Annotated in this window: 15 protein-coding genes and 1 tRNA gene; 8 read left to right on the top strand and 8 right to left on the bottom strand. The window is 66.5% G+C overall.

Annotated elements, in window-relative coordinates; all coding sequences use genetic code 11:
* Positions 1–39 precede the first annotated feature (39 nt).
* The 6 genes from ACZY0Q_RS13700 to ACZY0Q_RS13725 form a co-directional block, all read right to left on the bottom strand.
* Positions 40–1,416 carry an LLM class flavin-dependent oxidoreductase gene (locus tag ACZY0Q_RS13700; protein ID WP_463917647.1) on the bottom strand — a complete coding sequence of 459 codons (1,377 nt, stop codon included), beginning with the start codon at positions 1,414–1,416 and terminating at the stop codon, positions 40–42.
* Positions 1,413–2,411, bottom strand: coding sequence for a TauD/TfdA dioxygenase family protein (locus ACZY0Q_RS13705; protein ID WP_463917648.1), 999 nt, complete (start codon positions 2,409–2,411; stop codon positions 1,413–1,415). The genes ACZY0Q_RS13700 and ACZY0Q_RS13705 overlap by 4 nt, the downstream gene beginning before the upstream one ends.
* 62 nt (positions 2,412–2,473) lie before the next feature.
* Entirely contained in the window at positions 2,474–3,388 is a 915-nt protein-coding gene (locus ACZY0Q_RS13710; RefSeq protein ID WP_463917650.1) for an ABC transporter permease, read from the bottom strand.
* Positions 3,388–4,272: an ABC transporter ATP-binding protein gene (locus tag ACZY0Q_RS13715; RefSeq protein ID WP_463917652.1), complete on the bottom strand. Its 885-nt coding sequence runs from the start codon at positions 4,270–4,272 to the stop codon at positions 3,388–3,390. The genes ACZY0Q_RS13710 and ACZY0Q_RS13715 overlap by 1 nt, the downstream gene beginning before the upstream one ends.
* A 3-nt stretch (positions 4,273–4,275) precedes the next feature.
* Positions 4,276–5,382: an ABC transporter substrate-binding protein gene (locus ACZY0Q_RS13720; protein WP_463917654.1), complete on the bottom strand. Its 1,107-nt coding sequence runs from the start codon at positions 5,380–5,382 to the stop codon at positions 4,276–4,278.
* A gap of 480 nt (positions 5,383–5,862) precedes the next feature.
* Positions 5,863–7,932, bottom strand: a complete 2,070-nt coding sequence (locus tag ACZY0Q_RS13725; RefSeq protein WP_463917655.1) for an FAD/NAD(P)-binding protein — start codon at positions 7,930–7,932, stop codon at positions 5,863–5,865.
* A gap of 74 nt (positions 7,933–8,006) precedes the next feature.
* Here ACZY0Q_RS13725 and ACZY0Q_RS13730 point away from each other — a divergent pair, with 74 nt between their 5' ends.
* From ACZY0Q_RS13730 to ACZY0Q_RS13745, 4 genes are all read left to right on the top strand, one after another.
* Positions 8,007–10,322, top strand: coding sequence for a prolyl oligopeptidase family serine peptidase (locus ACZY0Q_RS13730; protein ID WP_463917657.1), 2,316 nt, complete (start codon positions 8,007–8,009; stop codon positions 10,320–10,322).
* A gap of 14 nt (positions 10,323–10,336) precedes the next feature.
* Complete coding sequence (locus tag ACZY0Q_RS13735; protein WP_463917659.1) at positions 10,337–10,834, top strand: N-acetyltransferase family protein; 498 nt, start codon at positions 10,337–10,339, stop codon at positions 10,832–10,834.
* Between the two features lie 169 nt (positions 10,835–11,003).
* Positions 11,004–11,091 (top strand) — tRNA-Ser (locus ACZY0Q_RS13740).
* Positions 11,092–11,323: 232 nt separating this feature from the next.
* The gene (locus ACZY0Q_RS13745; protein ID WP_463917661.1) at positions 11,324–12,877 is read left to right on the top strand and encodes an MFS transporter; all 1,554 of its coding nucleotides are present in this window, start codon (positions 11,324–11,326) and stop codon (positions 12,875–12,877) included.
* Here ACZY0Q_RS13745 and ACZY0Q_RS13750 read toward each other — a convergent pair.
* The gene (locus ACZY0Q_RS13750; protein WP_463917663.1) at positions 12,801–14,981 is read right to left on the bottom strand and encodes a RecQ family ATP-dependent DNA helicase; all 2,181 of its coding nucleotides are present in this window, start codon (positions 14,979–14,981) and stop codon (positions 12,801–12,803) included. The two genes, ACZY0Q_RS13745 and ACZY0Q_RS13750, sit on opposite strands and share 77 nt — an antisense overlap.
* Positions 14,982–15,077: 96 nt before the next feature.
* On the opposite strand from ACZY0Q_RS13750, the gene ACZY0Q_RS13755 reads away from it, so the two are divergent.
* The 4 genes from ACZY0Q_RS13755 (at position 15,078) to ACZY0Q_RS13770 (ending at position 18,774) form a co-directional block, all read left to right on the top strand.
* Positions 15,078–16,496, top strand: a complete 1,419-nt coding sequence (locus tag ACZY0Q_RS13755; RefSeq protein ID WP_463917665.1) for a phosphomannomutase/phosphoglucomutase — start codon at positions 15,078–15,080, stop codon at positions 16,494–16,496.
* Complete coding sequence (locus ACZY0Q_RS13760; RefSeq protein ID WP_463917667.1) at positions 16,483–16,992, top strand: hypothetical protein; 510 nt, start codon at positions 16,483–16,485, stop codon at positions 16,990–16,992. The genes ACZY0Q_RS13755 and ACZY0Q_RS13760 overlap by 14 nt, the downstream gene beginning before the upstream one ends.
* A 17-nt stretch (positions 16,993–17,009) precedes the next feature.
* Positions 17,010–17,459: an RrF2 family transcriptional regulator gene (locus ACZY0Q_RS13765; RefSeq protein WP_463917668.1), complete on the top strand. Its 450-nt coding sequence runs from the start codon at positions 17,010–17,012 to the stop codon at positions 17,457–17,459.
* A gap of 154 nt (positions 17,460–17,613) precedes the next feature.
* Complete coding sequence (locus tag ACZY0Q_RS13770) at positions 17,614–18,774, top strand: globin domain-containing protein (RefSeq protein WP_463917669.1); 1,161 nt, start codon at positions 17,614–17,616, stop codon at positions 18,772–18,774.
* Between the two features lie 153 nt (positions 18,775–18,927).
* Here ACZY0Q_RS13770 and ACZY0Q_RS13775 read toward each other — a convergent pair whose 3' ends face one another.
* Positions 18,928–20,754 (bottom strand): phosphoenolpyruvate carboxykinase (GTP), encoded by a 1,827-nt coding sequence (locus ACZY0Q_RS13775; protein WP_463917671.1) that lies wholly within the window; start codon positions 20,752–20,754, stop codon positions 18,928–18,930.
* Positions 20,755–20,951 lie beyond the last annotated feature (197 nt).

The following is a 20,951-nucleotide window of genomic DNA, read 5'->3' on the forward strand; positions in this document are numbered from 1 at the left end:
CCAGAGCGGAATTCGGGCATTAAGTGACCCCGCGTTGGTTTAAGCAGGCAGCGGGACCCGGTCCGGCACTTGTACTCGGGTCTCGGCAAAGGAATTGGCCGGGACGGCCAGGCCAAAGTGCTCGCGGAGCGTACGGCCGGTGTACTCACGCCGGAACAGCCCGCGGTCTTGGAGGATGGGAACCACCTGGTCCACAAAGATGTCCAGGCCGGAGGGCAGCACGGGCGGCATGATGTTGAAGCCGTCCGCGGCACCCGACTGGAACCAATGCTGGATGGCATCGGCCACCTGCTCCGGTGTTCCCGCGAAGGTACGGTGCCCACGCCCTCCGCCGAGCCGCCCGATGAGCTGCCGGACGGTCAAGTGTTCGCTGCGGGCGAGGTTCACAACCAGGGTGTAACGGCTCTTGGCACCCTCAATTTCGTCCTCCGCGGGGAGGTCGGCGGGGAGTTGGCCGTCCAGTTTCAGGGATTCCGGCGGGACGCGCAGCAGGTTGGCCAACTGCCGCACCGCGTGCTCCGGCAGGATCAGCTCATCCAGCTCCCGCTCCAGCTTGAGGGCCTCGGCCTCCGTGGCACCGATGACGGGAACGATGCCCGGCAGGATCTTGATGGACTGCGGGTCCCGGCCTGCCGCCGTCGTCCGTCTTTTCAGGTCGGCGTAAAAGTCCTGGGCATCCGCCAGGGTCTGGTGCGCGGTGAAGACCGCCTCCGCGTACCGCGCCGCGAACTCCTTGCCGTTCTCCGAAGATCCTGCCTGGACAATCACCGGGTGCCCCTGGACGGACCTGGGCACATCCAGGCCGCCCTCTACCTGGAAATGCGGTCCCTGGTGGTTGACCGGATGGACGCGTGAACTGTCCGCCCAGACGCCGGCACCCTTGTCCGCCACCACGGCGTCATCCTCCCAGCTGTCCCAGAGCTTCTTGGCCACATCCAGGAATTCCGCTGCCCGCTCGTACCGCTGCGAGTGGGCGGGCTGGCCGGCGAGGGAGAAGTTCCGGGCGGCCGCGTCTCCCGCCGTGGTCACCACGTTCCACCCGGCCCTGCCGCCGCTGATGTGGTCCACCGAGGCGAAGCGCCGCGCCAGGTTGTAGGGCTCGTTGTAGGTTGTGGACGCGGTGGCGATCAGCCCGATCCGTTCCGTGACGGCCGCGATGGCGGCGAGCAACACGGTGGGTTCGAGGCTGCCGTAAGGCCGCTGGGCAACGTTTCCGTGCAGCATCGGGGAGTCGGCGAAGAAGATCGAGTCCAGCTTGCCGCGCTCTGCCGTCTGGGCGAGCCGCTGGAAGTGGGCCACGTCCGTGCCGGCGAAGCTGTTGCTCGCCGGCAGCCGCCACGAGGCTTCGTGGTGGCCGGTGCTCATCAGGAAGGCGTTCAGGTGCAGCTGCCTTGAGCCGCCAAGCCCGGCGCTCACGCGGACACCCCGGCAGTTTCAGTGCGGCCAGCAGTTTCGGTGCGTCCGGCAGTTTCAGAGCGGCCGGAAGTTTCGGGCACGACGACGGTCTCGGAGTAGGCGGCCGAGTCGCCCTTGATGGAGGTGCTGCTGCGTCCGTCCACACCCCGGGGAACGTCACCGGCGATGGTGACGCGGTTCAGCTGGCGGGGCTGGCCGTCGTAGTTGTCCGGTGCGTAGTGCTGCGTGATGCGGTTGTCGAACAGGACCAGCTGGTCCGGCTCCCAGTTCACGCGCACCACGTTCTCCGGGCGGGTGATGTAGGCCTGCAGGAGGCGCAGGATGTCCTTGGACTCGGTGTTGGACAGGCCGACGATGCGCAGCCGCTGCGCGAAGCCCCCAATGAACAATCCGCGCTCCCCGGTCAGCGGGTGGACCCGGACCACGGGGTGGGCGGATTCGAAATGGATCCTGGTGAACTCCTTGCGCCGTTCGTCGGCGTTGGCGTGTTCGAGGTTCTTGGGCACGGAGTAGTCGTAGTCGTTGGTGTGGATGGCCCAGAGGGTGTCGGCGAAGTTCCGCAGTTCCTCCGGCAGATCCTGGTAGGCCCCGGCCGAGGACGCGATCAGCGTTTCCCCGCCGTAACCCGGCAGGGTGATGCTGCGCAGGGTGGAGGCCTGCGGCGGGTTCACCACAAACGTGACGTCGGTGTGCCAGTTGTTGGCGCTGCCGTTTTCGCTGTCCACCGGCAGGACCGAGGGCTTGCCGTCCACGGAGGCCACGGTGGGGTGGGCCTTGGTGAGCGGACCGAAGCGGCTGGCGAAGCGCACCTGGTCTTCGTCAGTGCGGATGTTTGCTTCCCGGAAGACCAGGGCCTTATGCGTGTTCAGGGCGTCCCGGAGCTGCGCCACGGTGTCCGGTGAGAGGTCAGCGCTGAGGTCCAGGCCGCGGATCTCGGCGCCGATGCGCGAGCTGAGCTTGGTGAACTGGAGTTTGGTTTCGGTGATGACGGTCATGGTGTTTCCTTTGCAGTTCAGAAGGTAGGTGTTGGTGAGGTTCAGGCGTGCCGGTTGAGCGGTCAGCTGTCGGAGCCGACGGCGGTACGCCAGCGGGAGAAATGCCGTTCCAGTGCCACGAGTACGGTGTTGACCAGCAGGCCCACCACCGAGACGGTCAGGATGCCGGCGTACATGTCCGGGATCAGGAAGCTGCTCTGCGCGTTGACGATCAGGTAGCCGAGCCCGGCTTTGGCGCCCACCATCTCGGCGGCGATGAGCACCAGGATGGACGAGGTTCCGGCCATCCTGATGCCGGTGAAGATGGTGGGCACCGCGGACGGCAGGATCACCTTCTGGAAGAGCCGGAAGCTGTTCAGCCCCAGGGATTTCGCCGCCCGGATCAGCAGCGGGTCCACGGTCCTGACGCCGGCGATGGTGTTCAGCAGGACGGGGAAGAATGCGGCGTAGGCCACGATGGTGATCTTGGATTCCTCCCCGATGCCCAGCAGCAGGGTGAACACCGGCAGCAGGGCCAGCGTTGCCGTGTTGCGGAAGAGCTCCAGCAGCGGATTGAGGAACGAATTCAGCCAGCCGTACCAGGCGATCAGGAGTCCCAGGACGACGGCGGACACCACGGCGATGCCGAAACCGGACGCCGACCTGGTCAGGCTGGCCTGCAGGTGGCTTTGGAGCTGGCCGTTCTCGAGGAGCTTGGCGCCGGCCGCCAGGACCTCATGCAGCGGCGGGAGGAACACCCGAGTGGCCGGGCTGGCCAGGTACAGCGGACCCACTTCCCAGAGCGCCAGGAACAGGACCACGGCGAGCGATTTCCAGCCAGCCCGCCCCGCGTGGCGGGCTGCGGCACCCAACCTGGCTGCCGGCGTCGGGCGTTGTCCACGCCCTGAACCGGACGGTCCGGGCTGCGGTACACCGGACTGCAGTGAAGGGTCGACGGCGGCAGCCGCCTCTTGCGGTCGGGTCAACACAGTGCTCATCAGGCCGCACTCCTTTCGAGGGGTTGTTCATCGGGGGCCGTGCCGTCCGGGAGGATCTTCCGGTGGCCGGAGCTCTGGGCCAAGCGGACTTCGTCATGCAGCAGGGACCAGACCTGGTGCCGGTGTTCCACAAAGGCCGGATGCGAGCGGATGTCCGCGTCGCCGTCGCGGTCGGGGATGTTGATGTCCACGATTTCCTTGAGCCTGCCGGGGCGGGCGCTGAGCACCGCCACCCGCTGGCCGAGGTAGACCGCCTCGTCGATCCCGTGGGTGATGAAGACGATGGTTTTGCCCGTGGCTTTCCAGATCCGGAGGAGCTCGTCCTGGAGCTGTTCACGGGTCTGGGCGTCCAGGGCGGCGAAGGGCTCGTCCATCAACAGAACGTCCGGCTCATAGGCGAGGCTTCTGGCGATAGCCACGCGCTGCTTCATACCGCCGGACAGTTCGTGCGGGTAGCGGTCCTCGAACCCGGCAAGGCCCACCAGGTCGAGGAACCCACTGGCCTTCGCCGCCCTTTCCTTCTTGGACAGGCCCGTGTTCTCGAGGCCGATGGAGACGTTGGCCGACGCCGTACGCCAGGGGAACAGCGCGTATTGCTGGAAGACAACGGCCCTGTCCTGGCCGGGCCCGGTCACTTCCTTGCCGTCCACCAGGACCTTCCCCGAGGTGGGGCGGGAAAGGCCGGCCAGCAGGTCCAGGAGCGTGGTCTTGCCGGAGCCGCTGGGGCCTACGAGGGTGAGGAATTCACCGGCGGCGACGTCCAGGCTGAGGTCATCCAAGGCGGTGAGGACGGAGGGTTCCGTACTCGTGTCCCTGCCCGCCCCTTTGCCCGGCCGGACAGTGAATTCCTTGGTGACGTTTCTGAGACTGATCTTGGGTGTCATCTTCTATCCTTTCGAGGTTGCTGCCGGTGCCGGGGTTTCCAGCAGGTTGAACTCGTTGGTGTAGAGCTTCTTGGTGTCCAGGTCGCCGGTGATGATGCCCGCAGACTTCAGGTAATCGGCCCAGCGGGTGAAGTCCTGGTCCTGGATCCGGCCGCCCGGCGAGGCCACTCCCACGCTCTTCCAGTACTTCAGCGTCTCCGTGCTCTCGTTGCGGCCGCGCTTGGCGATGATTTCCTCGAATTTGGCGATCACCTGATCCCGCGGCGTGGAGCGCTCCCACTCGATGGCCTTGGCGATTCCTGTGACCACCGTGCGGCTGGTTTCCGGGTTCTTGGCCAGGAAGTCCTTCCGGAGGACGTACTGGCCGGCGTCGAAGGGGCCGCCGATCACCCCGACGTCGGTGAACAGGGCATGCACGCCTCCTTCGGCGAGCGCCTTGTCCTGGAGCACTCCGCCGAGCGTCCCGACGTCGACCTGTTTCTTGCGGAGGGCCAGTTCGGTGTCGTTCGGCGGAACCACCACCAGCTGCACCTGCTTGATCTCCTCCGGAGTCAGCCCGCTGTTCTTCAGGTAAGTGGTGATAACCGCCTCGTGGTGGGCGCCCAGGGTATTCACGGCGATCTTCTTGCCAATCAGGTCCCGGGCCGTCTTGATGGGACTGCCTTCCTCCACGTAGTAGCCGGTGAACGTCTCCTTGTCCTCGCCGTAGTAGTTGATGACGGCCTGGACGGGAGCGCCGGCCTCGATGAGCTTGATGACGGCACCGGTGAACGCTCCCCCGATGTCTGTCTGGTCGGTGGCCACGGACTGGATGCTCTGCGGGCCGCTGGTGGTGTTGCTGACCCACTCGAGTTTGACGTCGCCCAGGTAGCCGAGGTCCTCCGCCACTTCCACCAAAGCCACGGTGTTGGGCGAACCCTGGTAGCGGACGGTTTTCACTTCGGCGCCGGCACCGATGCCTCCGGACTGGGCTGTGGCTGCGCCGCCACAACCCGTCAGCACCAGCGAGAGCGCCAGGGCTGCGGCGACGGCGGCCGCAGTGCCTGCTGCCTTCCCGGCAGCCCCACCTGCAGCGGGGGCGGTTCGTGCGGATGGCTTTCGGAATTTCATGGCTGAATCTTTCTGCGCTGGAGGTGTGGAACCGGTGATGCGGGTCCGGCCGACTGGCTTGTGGCAACCACTAGAACAGAGAAGAACGGGCGGCAAAAGGGTGGCGTTCACAGCGCGAAACTGCGCGAAATGGCAGGAAATCCGGGGTAACGGGCATCCGTGCGGCGTCGCTTTCGGACGCGGATCCACATGCGGGGACGCGCGCCGAAACATGCGGGAACCTGGCGCAACGCGGCGCAATCCTTGGCACACGCCAGCAGGTAACCGGCGGTCACGGCTGGCCACGCGACGACGCAACCAGGTACACAGTCGCCACACGCAAGGTAGGGACGGGCAGCATCGGCGGCCCGCCGGACGGCGTACGTCAAGTCACGCGACTCACAGGCTCACGGCACGCGCAAGAGGCCGGCAAATATTTCGGTGCGGGACGTGCCTATGTGACGCGGCCCGTCCCGGGTCCGCGGCAGTCAGGGGCAGGTGTCAGTGTCCGAGGATCGCCTGTGCGATTTCGTCGGCGTCGCGGAGGGTCCGCTGCCCGCTGGCGTATGCAGGGCCGCCCGGTTGGAGCGCTTCCGCGGCGATGGCCGTGCCCCACTGGGTGGCCGAGAGCTGCAGACCCAGCACATACAGACCGTCCGTGACCGAGCCGTTGGCCGCCAGAGGCCGGTATGGGTGCGGCGCAACGTCAAGTCCGGTGGCCTGCACCGGCGCACCTTCCGCCGTCATCATCAGCCTGGGCCGCACCATCCCGTCGGCGAGGAGCTGTTCCAGCAACGGTGAATCGTTCGCGGACACGCGGTTGGCCGGCGCGAGGGCTTCCACCATGGTCTTCGCCGCAACCGGCGGACCGCTCACCCAAGGTGACATGGCCGTAAAGCGGCCTGTCCGGCGGTCCACGCTGAACCGGGGGTCTGGCCCCACAAAGCTGACCACGCCGGCGCGCGCCAAGGCCGCCAGCTGTTCAGCGCGCAGCGCAGGTGGCCCGCTGGCCAGGCCCTCCACAAACGACTCAAACCAGCCACGCAGGCCGGCCACCCAGGACTCATCGGTGATGCCGCCGTCGGCCACTGCCGTTTTCAGCACCGCACGCCCGTGATGCAGGGCACCGATGGCCATCTTGACCGGGTCCTCTTCGCCGAGGGCGGAGCGGCGTGCGTCATCGAGCAGGTACTCGACGACGGCGGCATCCAGTTCGGCACGCGATCCGAAGGACCTGCCCGCGAGGGGAGACGCGAGGCCCGGCAGATCGAGCCGGTGCCGCGGCCCGACGTGCACGGCCAGGACGCTCTCCACCGCGGCCTCCCAGTTGGCGGCGCTGTGGGCATGCGGGCGCAGCGCCTCATCCAGCGCGGCCAGGAACTCGGACGCGTCGGGGACTGCCGCCGGCTGCGAGCGCACCAGGGTGGAGTAGTAGGCCCAGAGGGTGTCGCGGTGCAGCAGTGGCCAGAGGTCGTGGTCGAACCCGGGCCGGATCCCGGTAGCCGCGAAGCGCTCCAGCGCAGCCTCGGTCAGGTACCGCAGGGTGACCGACGCCGGGTAGTAGCCGGCCAATGCGGCCTTGGCCCGGTACGGGGTGCCGCGGCGGGAGGCGGCAATAATCTGGGGCTCGTGGCCGGAAGGCTGATACTCAAGCCGGGTTCCGGCGTCGATGAACTTTCCGCCGCGGCCCTCCGTGAGCTGGCCCATCACGTCGAAGAAATTCAGCCCCATGCCCCGGACCAGGACCGGTTCGCCGCCAGGGATCGCGGCCCAGTCGACGTCCGCCGGGACAGCCGGCGGGAAGTAGCTCAGGCCCAGCTGTCCGGCCGATGCCTGGAGTTCACGCTGTTCCGGGTTCAGCCGGGACGCAAGGTGCCCCAGGGCCAGGACCACGGAATCGACCGTGAGCGAACCGCCGCCGGCCAGTCCGACGTCGAACGTTTCGGTATTTGGGGTTGCCTCACCCGGGGTGACGTTCCCCGAAGTACCTTCGTCCGGGGTGCGTTTATGCGGGGTGCGTTTATCCGGGGCGCCGGTCCCCGGCGCGCTTTCTACCGGCATCCGGGGTCTCCCGTCGCCCGACGGGTGCACCGACACGGCGGTGGTTTCGTGGAAACTGACGGTGACGCCGTGGGGCAGTCTTGCCGTCAACTCGTCCAGCGTGCAGCGCAGGTAGCGGCCGTACAGGGCCCGGCTGGGGAAGTCTCGCGATCCCAAGGCTGCCAGTTCGGCCCGCTCGTCCAGCGTCAGGGCGGGCATCGGCTCACGCTGCTGCCGGGCACGCCAGTGCTCGAACGTGGTGCCCGCGACAGGTGGCGCCAGCCGGGGGTCCTCAGGGATGAGCGTGGGATAGAAGGACTGGGTGTTCATGAGGTACAGCCGGGACTGGCCGGGCTGCCACACATGCCCCGGGCCCGCGGGATAAGGGTCGACGACGTCTATATGGAGGACTGCGGAGCCGGGGTGGGCAGCGGCGTACGCGGCGGCGTGTGCGAGCAGACGCTCCAGCACACTCGTTCCCCGGGGTCCGGCGCCGATGATGGCGGCCCGGATGCTCTTCGATTTACCCAAGCATCCAGAGTATCGGCATGCGCCCCAGGCACTTGACTTGCTTGCGGCGCGAATTTGTTGTTTGGATGGGGCGCATGACCACCACAGCAGCTGATCAAGCGCCCGGTTCATCGCCCGCCCCCGAACCCACTGATGAGAACGTCTGGCTGGAGGAAATCTACGGCGAGGCGCCGCTTGCCTGGGTCCGGGAGCAGAACGCACGCACCGAGGACCTCCTGGAGGACGCCGACTACGCCGCCCTGGAAGGACGCATCCTGGAGGTGCTGGACTCCACGGACCGGATCGCCATGGTGGGCAAACGCGGCGAGTGGTACTACAACTTCTGGAAGGACCAGGCGAACCCCAAGGGGCTGTGGCGCCGCACCACCTGGGAAAGCTACCTGACGGACTCCCCCGACTGGGATGTCCTGCTGGATGTGGATGCCCTCGCCGCCGCCGAAGGTGAGGAATGGGTCTTCCATGGTGCCACGTTCCTCCGCCCGGCCGCCGGCGAACCGTACCGCCTCGCGCTGCTGGCGCTCTCCCCCGACGGCGGCGACGCCAACCGCTACCGCGAGTTCGACGTCGGGACCCGCACGTTCGTTGACCCGGCCGGCGGCGGTTTTGACTTGCCGACGGCGAAAGGGAACGTCTCGTGGCTGGACACGGACACGCTGCTGGTCGCTTCCACAGCCGGGGACCTGCCGCGGACTGCCTCCTCCTACGCCCGGACGGCCGTCACCCTGCGGCGCGGCGAAACCCTCTCTGCGGCTGCCCGGCTGTTTGAGGTGCCCGAGGACCACATGATGGCCGTGGTGGCGCATGATTCGACTCCCGGTTTCGAGCGCACGTTCGCTGTGGACTACATCGATTTCTACAACCGCAGCACCTTTGTCCGCTGGGACGACGCCTGGCTCGAGATCGACGCGCCGACAGATGTGAACCTCAGCGCGCACCGCGAGTGGCTCCTGTTCCGGCCGCAGCAGGACTGGTCCCTGGACGGCACAACGTACCCCGCCGGTTCCTTGTTGGCCGCGAAGTTCGAGGACTACCTTGCCGGGTCACGGGATCTCTTGGTGCTCTTTGCCCCGGATGCACACACATCGCTGCAGTCGTGGAGCTGGACCCGGAATTTCCTGCTGTTGAACCTGCTGCGGGATGTCTCGTCCGAAATCCGGGTGCTGGATCCTTCCGCGCCGGGCGCTGCAACGGACGGGAGTACGGCCGACGGCGGCGCGACCAGCGGGGGCACAGCCAACGGGGGCACAGCCGACCGGGGCGCCTGGGCTTCCTCGCTGCTGGACGCCTGCCCGCCGCTGCACGACGTCAACGCCTACGCGGTGGACGACGAAGATGAAGGACCGGCCGACGGCGGTGCCGGCGACGACTTCTGGCTGGTCGCCACCGGATTCACCACCCCCAGCACACTGATGCGTGGAACGCTGGAGCGCGCTGGATCCGGCAGCAGCGACGAGGCGGGCACTGTCGGGGTGACGGCTGCTGTGGCGGCCGCAGGTGTGGTGAGCCATCATGCGGAGGTGAAGGCGTCGCCGTCGTTCTTTGACGATGACCAGTACGAGGTGCAGCAGCACTTCGCCGTGTCCGCGGACGGCACCCGGGTCCCGTACTTCCAGGTGGCCTCACGGGACCTGGTCCTGGACGGGCAGAACCCGACGCAGCTCTCCGGGTACGGCGGATTTGAGGTATCCCGGACCCCTGCGTACAGCGGAACCGTCGGCAGGGCGTGGCTGGAGCGCCGGACCGCCAGCGCTGACGGGCCCGGCGAGGCAGCGTACTCCCGCGGCGGCGTCTACGTGGTGGCCAACATCCGCGGCGGCGGCGAATACGGGCCGTCCTGGCACCGGGCCGCGCTGAAGGAAAACCGGCACCGCGCCTTCGAGGACTTCGCTGCCGTGGCACAGCACCTCGTCCACCGCGGCGTCACCTCCCGGGAACGTCTTGGCTGCGTGGGCGGGTCCAACGGCGGGCTGCTGGTGGGCAACATGCTCACGACGTACCCGGAACTTTTCGGGGCTGTCTCCTGCGGCGTTCCGCTGCTGGACATGAGGCGCTACACGAGGCTCTCGGCCGGGCACTCCTGGATCGCCGAATATGGTGACCCGGACGTGGCGGCAGAATGGGAATACATCAAGACCTTCTCGCCGTACCACCTGCTCAAGGACGGCGTGGAGTACCCCGAAACGTTCATCTGGACGGCCACGTCGGATGACAGGGTGGGGCCGGTCCAGGCCCGCAAGATGGCTGCCCGGATGCAGGCGATGGGCATCCCGAATGTCTGGTTCCACGAGGCGCTCGAAGGCGGCCACGCCGGGGCATCGGACAACCGGCAGGCCGCCGCCCTGCAGGCCCGCAGCCAGCACTTCCTATGGCGGACGCTGGCAGGCGGATGACCATAGCGGCAGCTATGGACGTTCGGCGGGCCACAGCGGCGGACGCCGTCAGACTGGCCGACGTCCACACCCAGTGCTGGCAGCAGACGTACCGTGGCTTGATGTCCGACGACTTCCTGGCTGCCCTGAAACCGGCCCACCGGCTGGGGATGTGGTGCCAGTTGCTGCTGGCCCCGGAGCCGGCGGCTTGGGTGGCGTGTGTGGACGGCTCAGTGGTGGGGTTCTCCGCAACCCGCGCCGTGCCGCCTGGGCACCTTGGTCAGGATCCTCCCGCTTCAGGGAGCCTGGAGCTGTGGGGACTCTATCTGCTTCAGTCCCATCAGGGGCTGGGGCTTGGACGCAGGCTGCTTGAGGCTGCACTCGATACGGCACCCGCCAGTCTCTGGGTGGCGGCAGGCAATACCAAGGCCATCGGATTCTACGAACGGCTGGGTTTCGCTCCGGATGGGGCCGAAGACCGGGTTGCCGAGTGGGAAGACCTTCACGAAATCAGGATGATCCGCTCCGGTTGATCCGCTCAGGTTCGGCTGTTCTGCTCAGGTTCGGCTGTTCTGCCCAGGTATTTTCGCCGGGCGAGCGGCGCCTCGAAGGCTATGTGCCGGCCCTGAGACAGGCGTTCGATGGCCGTTTTGCACTGCGTGCCCCGTTCTGCGTATCCTTGGTGGGCTAGTAATAGCCATTGGAGACGTGCCAGAGCGGCCGAATGGGCTTCACTGCTAATGAAGTGTGGGGCACAACTCCACCGGGGGTTCAAATCCCCCCGTCTCCGCGTTTGGCCCCGGTCCTGGACCGGGGCCTTTTGCGTTCCCAGGGCACGTTCCCCTACGCCACCACCCCAAACTAGGTAGCGCCAACTGTCGTTATGAGCCGTCATAACGACAGTTGGCGCTACCTACATGGGCGGAAACCGGGCGTAGTGCGGTGCGCGGGACGGGCGGGCTGCCGGTCCGGGGTGCGGACGCCCGAGGCTTCACCCCCGCCAGCGGTGGCAGGATGGTGGAATGGCAGCTAGCAATTCCCCGGGCGCGGAGATCAGCACAAGCCAGGCGTGGAATCCCCGCCTGGCACTACTGGTGGCTGCCACGTTCTTTATGGAGTTCCTGGACGGCACCATCCTCACCACCGCCATCCCCAACATCGCCAGCGACTTTGGCGTTCCAGCCGCCGACGTAAACATCACCATGACGGCCTACCTCATGACCGTGGCCATGGGCATCCCGCTCAGCGGCTGGCTTGCTGAACGCGTGGGGGCACGCAAAGTGTTCTGCGCCGCGATTGCCCTCTTCACGCTCGCCTCGTTGGCGTGCGCCGTCAGCCCGGACCTGACCGTGTTGACGCTAAGCCGGATCCTGCAGGGCGCAGGCGGGGCCATGATGGTTCCGGTGGGCACCCTCCTGGTACTGCGCGGCACACCCAAATCGGAGCTCCTGCGCGCCACGGCCTTCCTGGTGTGGCCCGCGTTGCTGGCGCCAGTACTGGCGCCCCTGGTGGGCGGCGCCTTGACCACTTACTTGTCGTGGCACTGGATCTTCCTCATCAATCTCCCACTGGGCGCGGCCGCCTTCATCGCCGCACTGAGGCTGGTCCCAACCGGCGCAGGAGACAGTACTCGCCGGCTGGACTGGCTGGGCCTGCTCCTCACCACCACAGGCGTGGGCGCCCTGGTGGTTGGCCTGGAACTTGCAACCGCACACCCCGACGGTCCATGGGCAGCACTGAGCGCCGCGGCAGGCGCGTGTGCCCTCGCGGCCGCCGTGTTGTGGATGAGGCGGACCAAAAACCCACTGTTCGACCTCAGTGTTTTTTCAACGCGGACATTCCGGGCCATGGCCACCGGCGGGTTTGTCTACCGGCTGACCATTTCTTCGGTGCCGTTCCTCCTGCCCCTGATGTTCCAGACCGGCTTCGGCTGGTCACCGCTGCACGCAGGAATCATGGTGGCGGCCGTGTTCATCGGCAATATTGGCATCAAGCCGGCCACCACGCCGCTCATCCGACGTTTCGGTTTCCGGGCCATGCTGGTCTTCGGCTCCCTGGCCTCGGCAGTGACCTTCGCCCTGTGCGCCCTGCTCACGCCCGACACGCCGCAGGCCCTGACCTTCGCCTTGCTGGTCTGCAGCGGGGCTTTCCGCTCCATCGGCTTCTCCGCCTACGCGTCGGTGCAGTACGCGGACATAGCGCCAGCCCAGCTGACGTCGGCCAATTCCGTGTCGGCCACCTTGGTGCAGCTCGCCGCAGGTGCCGGCATCGCCGTTGGTGCCCTGCTGATCCGGATTTTCGACGGCGTGGCGGCCTTCCCCTCGGATGATGCGGGCCCCTTCCGCGGAGCCTTCCTCACCATGGCCTTGCTGATGCTCTTCAGCACGGCGGACAGCCTGTCACTGCACCGGCAGGCCGGCGCCGAGGTCAGCCGGCCGGGCGGAGCAAAAGCCAACCAATCCGCCGATCGGAAACTCACCCAATCCGGTGATCCCCATGTCAGCCGGCCTGGGCAAGCACCAGCGGAAGAACAGCCCCCGCCCCCGCCTGGCGCAGGGCACGTCCAGCAACGGTAACGGTCCACCGGCTGTCCACGAGGTCGTCGATCAGCATCACGCCTTGACCACGGAGTGATGCCATGGCCGCCTCCAATTCCGGACCCACCACCACGCGGTCCCAGACGCCCGCCAGCCGGTAGGCGCTGTTGCCGCCGCGGCTTCCAGTGGGTCCGCCGTGGCCCAGGCCCAGCTCGCCAAGGTAGGGGATCCTGCCGATTTCCGAAATTCCCTGGGCAAGGGACCGAACCAGTTCAGGCTTGCTGCGGGAGGGCATACTGACGATTGCGGCCGGCCGGCCTGCACCGCTCCAGCCCGGGTTCCGGCCGTCACCGGTAGCCCACTCCCGCAGGACCTGGACACAGGCCTGCAACATGGCCGGGTCCACTGGACGGTCCGCGGCGCCGGCAGCAAAGAGTTCCCGCAGCGCCCCGCCCCAGCCGAGATCAGTCAGCCTAGCCAGCACACGGCCATCGGCCAGTCCTTCATCGGGCTTGATCTTGCCCTTGACCGGCACGCCCAGGCGGTCCATGCCGCTGGGCCACTGCAGCCGTGCCTCCAGGACACCGCCGGCACGGGTGAGGGTCTGGCCCGCCGCTGCCGTGGCATCCGCGGCTATGTCCGCCCGGAACCAGCGGCCTGCGCAGTTATCGCACTTCCCGCAGGGGTGCGCTGTCTCGTCATCGAGGACCGAGGTGATGTATTCCATCCGGCACCCTGCGGTGTCCTGATAGATCACCATGGAGTCCTGCTCATCCACTCTGGCCTCGGCGATCCGGCGGTAGCGCTCGGCGTCGTAGATCCAGGGCTGGCCGGTGGAACGCCACCCGCCACCGACCCGTTCCACGGCGCCGTCCACGGCCAGGACCTTCAGCAGCAGCTCCAGCGGAGTGCGGCGGAGGTCAACCCTGGCCTCCAACGCAACCGTTGACACGGCACTGCCGGCCTCAGCCAACGCCGTCAGCACCCCTGTGGCTTTTTCCTCCGAGGGCATGGAAGCGGTGGCGAAGTACTGCCAGATATCCCGGTCTTCAGAACCGGGCAGCAACAGGACATCTGCGTTCGCCGCGCCACGGCCCGCACGGCCCACCTGCTGGTAGTAAGCCACCGGGGAGGACGGCGCGCCGAGGTGGACGACGAAACCAAGATCCGGTTTGTCGAAGCCCATGCCGAGCGCCGAGGTGGCCACCAACGCCTTGACCTGGTTGTCCTTGAGCATCTGCTCGGCGCGCTCCCGGTCCGCGGGATCGGTCCTGCCGGTGTATGCCTGCACGGTGTGCCCGGCTTCGGCGAGAAGCCGGGCGGTGTCCTCCGCGGCGGAAACTGTCAACGTGTAAATAATGCCGCTGCCGGGCAGGTCGGCCAGGTGCGTCAGCAGCCAGCCCAGCCGTTCGCGGGAATTCGGGAGTGTGAGTACGCCCAGCCGCAGGGAATCACGGCCAAGGGTTCCGCGGATGGTGAGGACCCCCGCGCCCAACTGTTCCTCGATATCGTGGACCACGCGCGAGTTAGCCGTGGCAGTGGTGGCCAGGACGGGAACAGACTCCGGCAGCTGGGTGATCAAGTCAGCGATCCGGCGGTAGTCCGGCCGGAAGTCGTGGCCCCAGTCCGAAATACAGTGTGCCTCGTCAATTACCAGCAGACCCGTCCGCCGGATGAGCTCCGGCAGCTGGTTTTCACGGAAAGACGGGTTAGTGAGCCGTTCCGGCGAAACCAGCAGCACGTCGACTTCATCGTTGGCGAGCTGTTCCCGGACGGTGTCCCATTCCAGCTGGTTCGCGGAGTTAATGGCCACTGCACGCACTCCGGCGCGGGCGGCGGCTGCCACCTGGTCCCGCATCAGGGCGAGCAGCGGGGAAACAATCAGGGTGGGGCCGGCCCCGCGGCGCCGGAGGAGCAGGGACGCCACAAAGTACACCGCCGATTTTCCCCAACCAGTGCGCTGGACCACCAAAGCCCGCCGGCCGCCGTCGACCAGCGCTTCAATCGCCTCAAACTGTCCGTCGTGGAAATCCGCCGCCGGATGCCCCACAAGTTCGCGGAGAACCTCCAAGGCCTGGCTTTTTGTGGCGGACGGTGAATCAGGGGAAGCGGAAAGAAGGGCGGCGTTCTGGGTATCGACCATTGATTAAGTATCCCAGCCGCCACCGACACCCATAAAGCCGGGACCTCCGTATGTGGACAACCGGGAAGGTCCGCAGGTCCACGTAAGATAAGACCCGTGACTAGCGAACAGACAAAGACTTTTGACCTCTCGGCATCCTTCAAGGCCTACGACGTCCGGGGCATCGTGGGCGAATCCATCACCGCTGAAATCGTCGAAGCCGTGGGCGCCGCGTTCGTTGATGTCCTGGAACTGGCGGGCCAGACGATCCTGGTAGGCGGCGACATGCGCCCCTCCTCCCCCGAGTTCGCCAAGGCTTTCGCTGACGGCGCTGCCACCCGCGGCGCCGACGTCAAGCTCCTTGACCTGATCTCCACCGATGAGCTGTACTTCGCCTGCGGCTCCCTCAACGCCGCCGGCGCCACGTTCACCGCCAGCCACAACCCTGCCGAATACAACGGCATCAAGATGTCGAAGGCCGGCGCGCAGCCCATCTCATCCGAATCAGGCCTCAAAGAAATCCAGGCCCTCGCCGAGCAGTACCTCAACGAAGGCTCCATCCCGGCGGCCCCCGCCCGCGGCCTGATCGGCGTCCACGACGTCCTGAAGGACTACTCCGAGTACCTCCGCCAGCTGGTGGACCTCTCCGGATCCCGGCCGCTGAAGGTAGTTGTGGACGCAGGCAACGGCATGGCTGGCCTCACCACGCCGGCGGTGCTGGGCAACGCCCTCCTGCCCAAGCTGCCGTTCGAGATCATCCCCCTGTACTTCGAGCTGGACGGCTCCTTCCCGAACCACCCGGCCAACCCCCTCGAGCCCGAAAACCTCCGCGACCTGCAGGCCGCCGTCATTGAGCACGGCGCCGATCTCGGCCTGGCCTTCGACGGCGACGCCGACCGCTGCTTCGTCATCGACGAAAAGGGCGAGCCCGTGTCGCCGTCGGCGGTCACCGGCATGGTGGCACGCCGCGAAATTGCCCGCGCCCAGGCTCAGGGCGAGGCAACGCCCACCATCATCCACAATCTGCTCACCTCCCGTGCAGTGCCGGAACTGGTGGAGCACGACGGCGGCCGCGCCGTCCGCACGCGCGTGGGCCACTCCTTCATCAAGGCAGTCATGGCCGAGGAAGGTGCCGTGTTCGGCGGCGAGCACTCAGCCCACTTCTACTTCCGCGACTTCTGGAACGCAGACACCGGGATGCTCGCAGCCATGCACGTGCTCGCAGCCCTCGGAGAGCAGGACGGGCCGTTGTCCGAGCTCGGCCGCGAGTACGAACCCTATGTCTCCTCCGGCGAGATCAACTCCGAAATCGAGGACAAGGCCGGCGCCGTGGAGCGCGTCCGCGCCGACTTCGCCGCCCAGGACATCACCGTTGACATCATGGACGGCAGCACGTTCACGGCAAATGACGGCAGCTTCTGGTTCAACCTGCGCCCGTCCAACACGGAGCCGTTCCTCCGCCTGAACGTGGAAGCAACGGACCGGGCCACGATGGAACGCGTCCGCGACCGCGTGCTCTCCCATGTCAGGCGCTAAGCCGGAAGTGGCCCCCGCAGCCACAGACGGCCAGGCCGGAGTGGCTTCGTGGCGGGATTCCGTTCCCGAGGCCTCAGCCACGGACCTGGAAAACCTGCTGGGCACAGGCGTCGGCGCCGCCCAGGAACAGCTTGAGCGAAACGGTGGCTTCCTGCCGTTCGCGCTGGTGGTGGAGAACGACGGCGAAGTCCGCCTTGTGGCCGTCACACCGGCTGATGCCCAGGACGGCTCCGACGCTGACTTCGATGCGGACACGATGATCAGCGACCTCACCGAGCTGCTCCGGCAGAACCGGGCTGATTTCCGCGCGGCCGCCATTGTCTGCGACATCCTCTTGGTCGAGGAAGAAACAGATGCCATCCATGTAGCCGCCGAACACCGCGACGGATCCGTCTTCGCCGCGGTCCTCCCCTACGCCGCCAACACCGGGACGCACGAATGGGAGTTTGGCCAGCTCGCCGCTGACACCAGCGAACCCACCGTCTGGGTGGACTAGACCGGACCCCGGTTGCCATGAAAATCAACGCCTTCGCAGACGTCAGCCTTCGGGCGCTGATGGTTCTGGCGGCTGCGCCCGCCGCCACCCTCCTGACTACACAGAACGTCGCCGATGCCGTGGGCACTCCGTACAACCACGTCAGCAAGGCGATGGCCAAACTGCGGACCCTGGGCCTGATCGAGGTGGAACGTGGCAGGTCGGGCGGATCCCGGCTCAGCTCCGCTGGCCGCCAGGCAACGGTGGGCCAGGTCCTGCGGGACCTGGACACCCGGACGGACGCCGCCGACTGTGTGGCTCCGGGCGGCAACTGCCCGCTGATTCACGAATGCAGGCTACGCGTCGCGCTGGCCCGCGCCCGTGAAGCGTTCTACCGGGAACTTGACGGCGTGGTTGTGGCCGAGCTTCCCGGCTCGCGGCAGATGACACCCGTCTTCGAGATGATCGGCCTGCGCCCCGGGCTGTAGCCGGTAGCCTGAACCCGGTACAGCGCGTCCACACCCCCACTGATTTGATTCAAACTTCTACGAGGTGTAGAACTTGAGGTACGAATATACGCATTTCAAATGTCGGTATTCACATTGACCGGACGAAAGCCCGGTCCCTATCGCAGGAGTACACATGCTCTCGGACAAATCCCGCCCCGTCATTGAGGCCACGCTGCCGCTCGTCGGTTCCCGGATCGGCGCCATCACTCCCAAGTTCTATGCCCGGCTGTTCGCCGCACACCCGGAACTGTTGGATGGCCTGTTCAGCCGCTCCAACCAGCGCTCGGGCGACCAGCAGCAGGCGCTGGCCGGAAGCATCGCCGCTTTCGCCACGCACCTGGTCAACAACCCGGGCACGCTCCCCGAAACCGTGCTGTCCCGCATCGCCCACCGGCACGCGTCGCTCGGGATTTCCGAGCCCCAGTACCAGGTGGTCTACGAGCACCTTTTCGCGGCCATCGCGGAGGATTTGGCCGAGGTCATCACGCCGGAGATCGCCGAAGCCTGGACCGAGGTGTACTGGCTGATGGCCGACGCTCTCATCAAGCTTGAAAAGGGCCTCTACGCAGCGCAGGCCAACGGCGAGATGTGGACGCCTTGGAAGGTTGCCGCAAAGAGCCCTGCCGGCATCGGCTCATTGACCTTCACCCTGGAACCCGCAGACGACACCCCGGTCACACCCGCCCTGCCCGGCCAGTATGTCAGCGTCAAGGTCCAGCTCCCCGACGGCCTGCGCCAGGTCCGGCAGTACTCGCTGTCGGGCGATGCAGGCACCAGCCGCAGCTTCACCACGAAGCTCGACGACGGCGGCGAGGTCTCCCCCGTGCTGCACAACGGCGTCGAGGTTGGCGACATCCTGGAGATTTCCAACCCCTACGGCGAAATCACCCTCAAGGACGGCGACGGCCCGGTGGTCCTGGCATCGGCCGGCATCGGCTGCACGCCGACGGCGTCGATCCTCCGGTCCCTCGCCGAGTCGGGCTCCGACCGGCAGGTGCTGGTGCTGCACGCGGAAACCACGCTGGACAGCTGGGCGCTGCGCGGACAGATGACGGACGACGTCGAACGCCTGGACGGCGCCGACCTCCAGCTGTGGCTGGAGGAACCACGCGCCGGATCCCACGAGGGCTTTATGTCCCTGCGTGAAGTAGACCTGCCGGCCAACGCTTCGCTGTACCTCTGCGGGCCGCTGCCCTTTATGAAGCACATCCGCAACGAGGCCATCAACGCCGGGATCCCAGCCACGAAGATCCACTACGAGGTCTTCGGACCGGACATCTGGCTCGCCAGCTAGATAGCCCAACGACGGCGGCCCCGCACCTTTCTTGCAAAAGGTGCGGGGCCGCCGTCGCACTTTAAGCAGCAACGCGGGGTCACTCGTTGCCCATAAACGGTGGCTTATTGGGCAACGAGTGACCCCGCGTTGTGGTGTGGAGGCGGTGGGGACTCAGCCCAGGCGGGACTTCAGGCCGGCAAGCTCGGACTGCAGCGCCTCGGGGAGGGAATCGCCGAAGTTGGCGTACCACTCCTCGATGGATGCGAGCTCGGTGGCCCACTCTGCCGGGTCGACACGGACGGCCTCTTCGACCTGCGCGGGCGTCATGTCCAGGCCCTTGAGGTCGATGGATTCGCCCGTGGGAACAAAGCCGATCGGCGTTTCAACGGCGTCCGCCTTGCCTTCCAGCCGCTCGATGGCCCACTTGAGGACGCGGGCGTTGTCGCCGAAGCCAGGCCAGGCGAAGCCACCCTCGGCCGTGCGGCGGAACCAGTTGACCAGGAAGATCTTGGGCAGGCGCTCCGGGTTGGCCTTGGCGGACAGGTTGACCCAGTGGTTCAGGTAATCGCCTGCGTCGTAGCCCATGAATGGCAGCATGGCCATCGGATCGCGACGGACAACGCCCACGGCGCCGGCTGCCGCGGCAGTGGTCTCGGAGGACAACGTGGAACCCATGAAGATGCCGTTTGACCAGCTGCGCGCTTCGGTGACCAACGGGATGGTGGTCTTGCGCCGGCCGCCGAACAGGATCGCGGAAAGCTCAACACCGTCCGGGTTGTTGTACTCCTCGGCGAGCATGTCGATCTGGTCGATCGGCGTGCAGAAGCGCGAGTTCGGGTGGGCTGCGGGCTTATCGGAGTCTGAGGTCCAGGAGTTGCCCTGCCAGTCGGTCAGGTGAGCGGGCACTTCCTCAGTCATGCCCTCCCACCACACACCGCCGTCGTCGGTCAGTGCGACGTTGGTAAAGATGCTGTTGCCCTTGGCGATGGCGCGCATCGCATTGGGGTTGGTGCCCCAGCCGGTGCCCGGAGCCACGCCGAAGAGGCCGGCCTCGGGGTTGACGGCGCGGAGTTCGCCTTCCTTGCCGAAACGCATCCAGGTGATGTCGTCGCCAAGGGTTTCCACCTTCCAGCCCTCGATGGTGGGATCGAGCAGCGCGAGGTTGGTTTTGCCGCAGGCGGACGGGAAGGCAGCCGAGACGTAGTACGTCTTCTGCTCCGGCGAAGTCAGCTTCAGGATGAGCATGTGCTCGGCCAGCCAGCCTTCGTCGCGGGCCATCACGGAGGCGATACGGAGGGCGTAGCACTTCTTGCCCAGCAGCGCGTTTCCGCCGTAACCGGAGCCGTAGGACCAGATGGAGCGCTCCTCGGGGAAGTGAACGATCCACTTGTCCGGGTTGCACGGCCACGGCACATCCGCCTGGCCCGCTTCGAGCGGCGCGCCCAGGGAGTGCAGGGCCGGGACAAAGAAGGCGTTGGTCTCGGTGATGCGGTTCAGCACATCGGTACCGATGCGGGCCATGATGCGCATCGAGGCAACAACGTAAGCGCTGTCGGTGATCTCGACGCCGAACTTGGGATCTTCGGCATCCAGGTGGCCCATGACGAACGGGATCACATACATGGTGCGGCCGCGCATGGAGCCGGCGAACAGCCCACGCAGCTTCTGCTTCATCTCGGCCGGAGCCATCCAGTTGTTGGTGAAGCCGGCGTCATGCTCCTTCTCGGAGCAGATGAAGGTCTGCTCTTCCACACGGGCTACGTCCGCGGGATCAGAGAATGCAGCGAAAGAGTTGGGGAAGAGCTCCTGGTTCAGGCGCGTCAGTGTCCCCGCTGCGACGAGTTCGTCAGTAAGACGGTTGTTTTCGTCTTCGGTACCGTCAACCCAGTGGATGCGGTCCGGCTGAGTGAGTTCAGCAACCTCTTCGACCCATGCCAGTAGGCCGGCATGCGTGGTGGGTGCTTTCTCAAGCAGCGGCAGTCTTGCGAGATCGCCCATTGCGGTTCCCTTCCTCAGGTTCATCGGTGTGGACTAAATGCTATGGGCCACCCAAGGGCCTCAAACTGGTCCAACCGTGCACGTTGGTGAGCGTTTGAACCAAAAACCGCGCAAATTCAAGGAAACGGCGCACAAACTATTGGAATTAAGTGACGAAGGTCACCTAGACCGGTCTAGTCAGCTAGATTACATGCTTC

This window comes from Pseudarthrobacter lactosi, assembly GCF_055412785.1.

Bases quoted from the DNA above. Each gene is read 5' to 3' on its own strand.
- ACZY0Q_RS13750 (WP_463917663.1), bottom strand. From the start codon at position 14,981: ATGGTCGATACCCAGAACGCCGCCCTTCTTTCCGCTTCCCCTGATTCA.
- ACZY0Q_RS13730 (WP_463917657.1), top strand. From the start codon at position 8,007: ATGACCACCACAGCAGCTGATCAAGCGCCCGGTTCATCGCCCGCCCCC.
- ACZY0Q_RS13710 (WP_463917650.1), bottom strand. From the start codon at position 3,388: ATGAGCACTGTGTTGACCCGACCGCAAGAGGCGGCTGCCGCCGTCGAC.
- ACZY0Q_RS13765 (WP_463917668.1), top strand. From the start codon at position 17,010: ATGAAAATCAACGCCTTCGCAGACGTCAGCCTTCGGGCGCTGATGGTT.
- ACZY0Q_RS13775 (WP_463917671.1), bottom strand. From the start codon at position 20,754: ATGGGCGATCTCGCAAGACTGCCGCTGCTTGAGAAAGCACCCACCACG.
- ACZY0Q_RS13770 (WP_463917669.1), top strand. From the start codon at position 17,614: ATGCTCTCGGACAAATCCCGCCCCGTCATTGAGGCCACGCTGCCGCTC.
- ACZY0Q_RS13715 (WP_463917652.1), bottom strand. From the start codon at position 4,272: ATGACACCCAAGATCAGTCTCAGAAACGTCACCAAGGAATTCACTGTC.
- ACZY0Q_RS13745 (WP_463917661.1), top strand. From the start codon at position 11,324: ATGGCAGCTAGCAATTCCCCGGGCGCGGAGATCAGCACAAGCCAGGCG.
- ACZY0Q_RS13720 (WP_463917654.1), bottom strand. From the start codon at position 5,382: ATGAAATTCCGAAAGCCATCCGCACGAACCGCCCCCGCTGCAGGTGGG.
- ACZY0Q_RS13760 (WP_463917667.1), top strand. From the start codon at position 16,483: ATGTCAGGCGCTAAGCCGGAAGTGGCCCCCGCAGCCACAGACGGCCAG.
- ACZY0Q_RS13735 (WP_463917659.1), top strand. From the start codon at position 10,337: ATGGACGTTCGGCGGGCCACAGCGGCGGACGCCGTCAGACTGGCCGAC.
- ACZY0Q_RS13705 (WP_463917648.1), bottom strand. From the start codon at position 2,411: ATGACCGTCATCACCGAAACCAAACTCCAGTTCACCAAGCTCAGCTCG.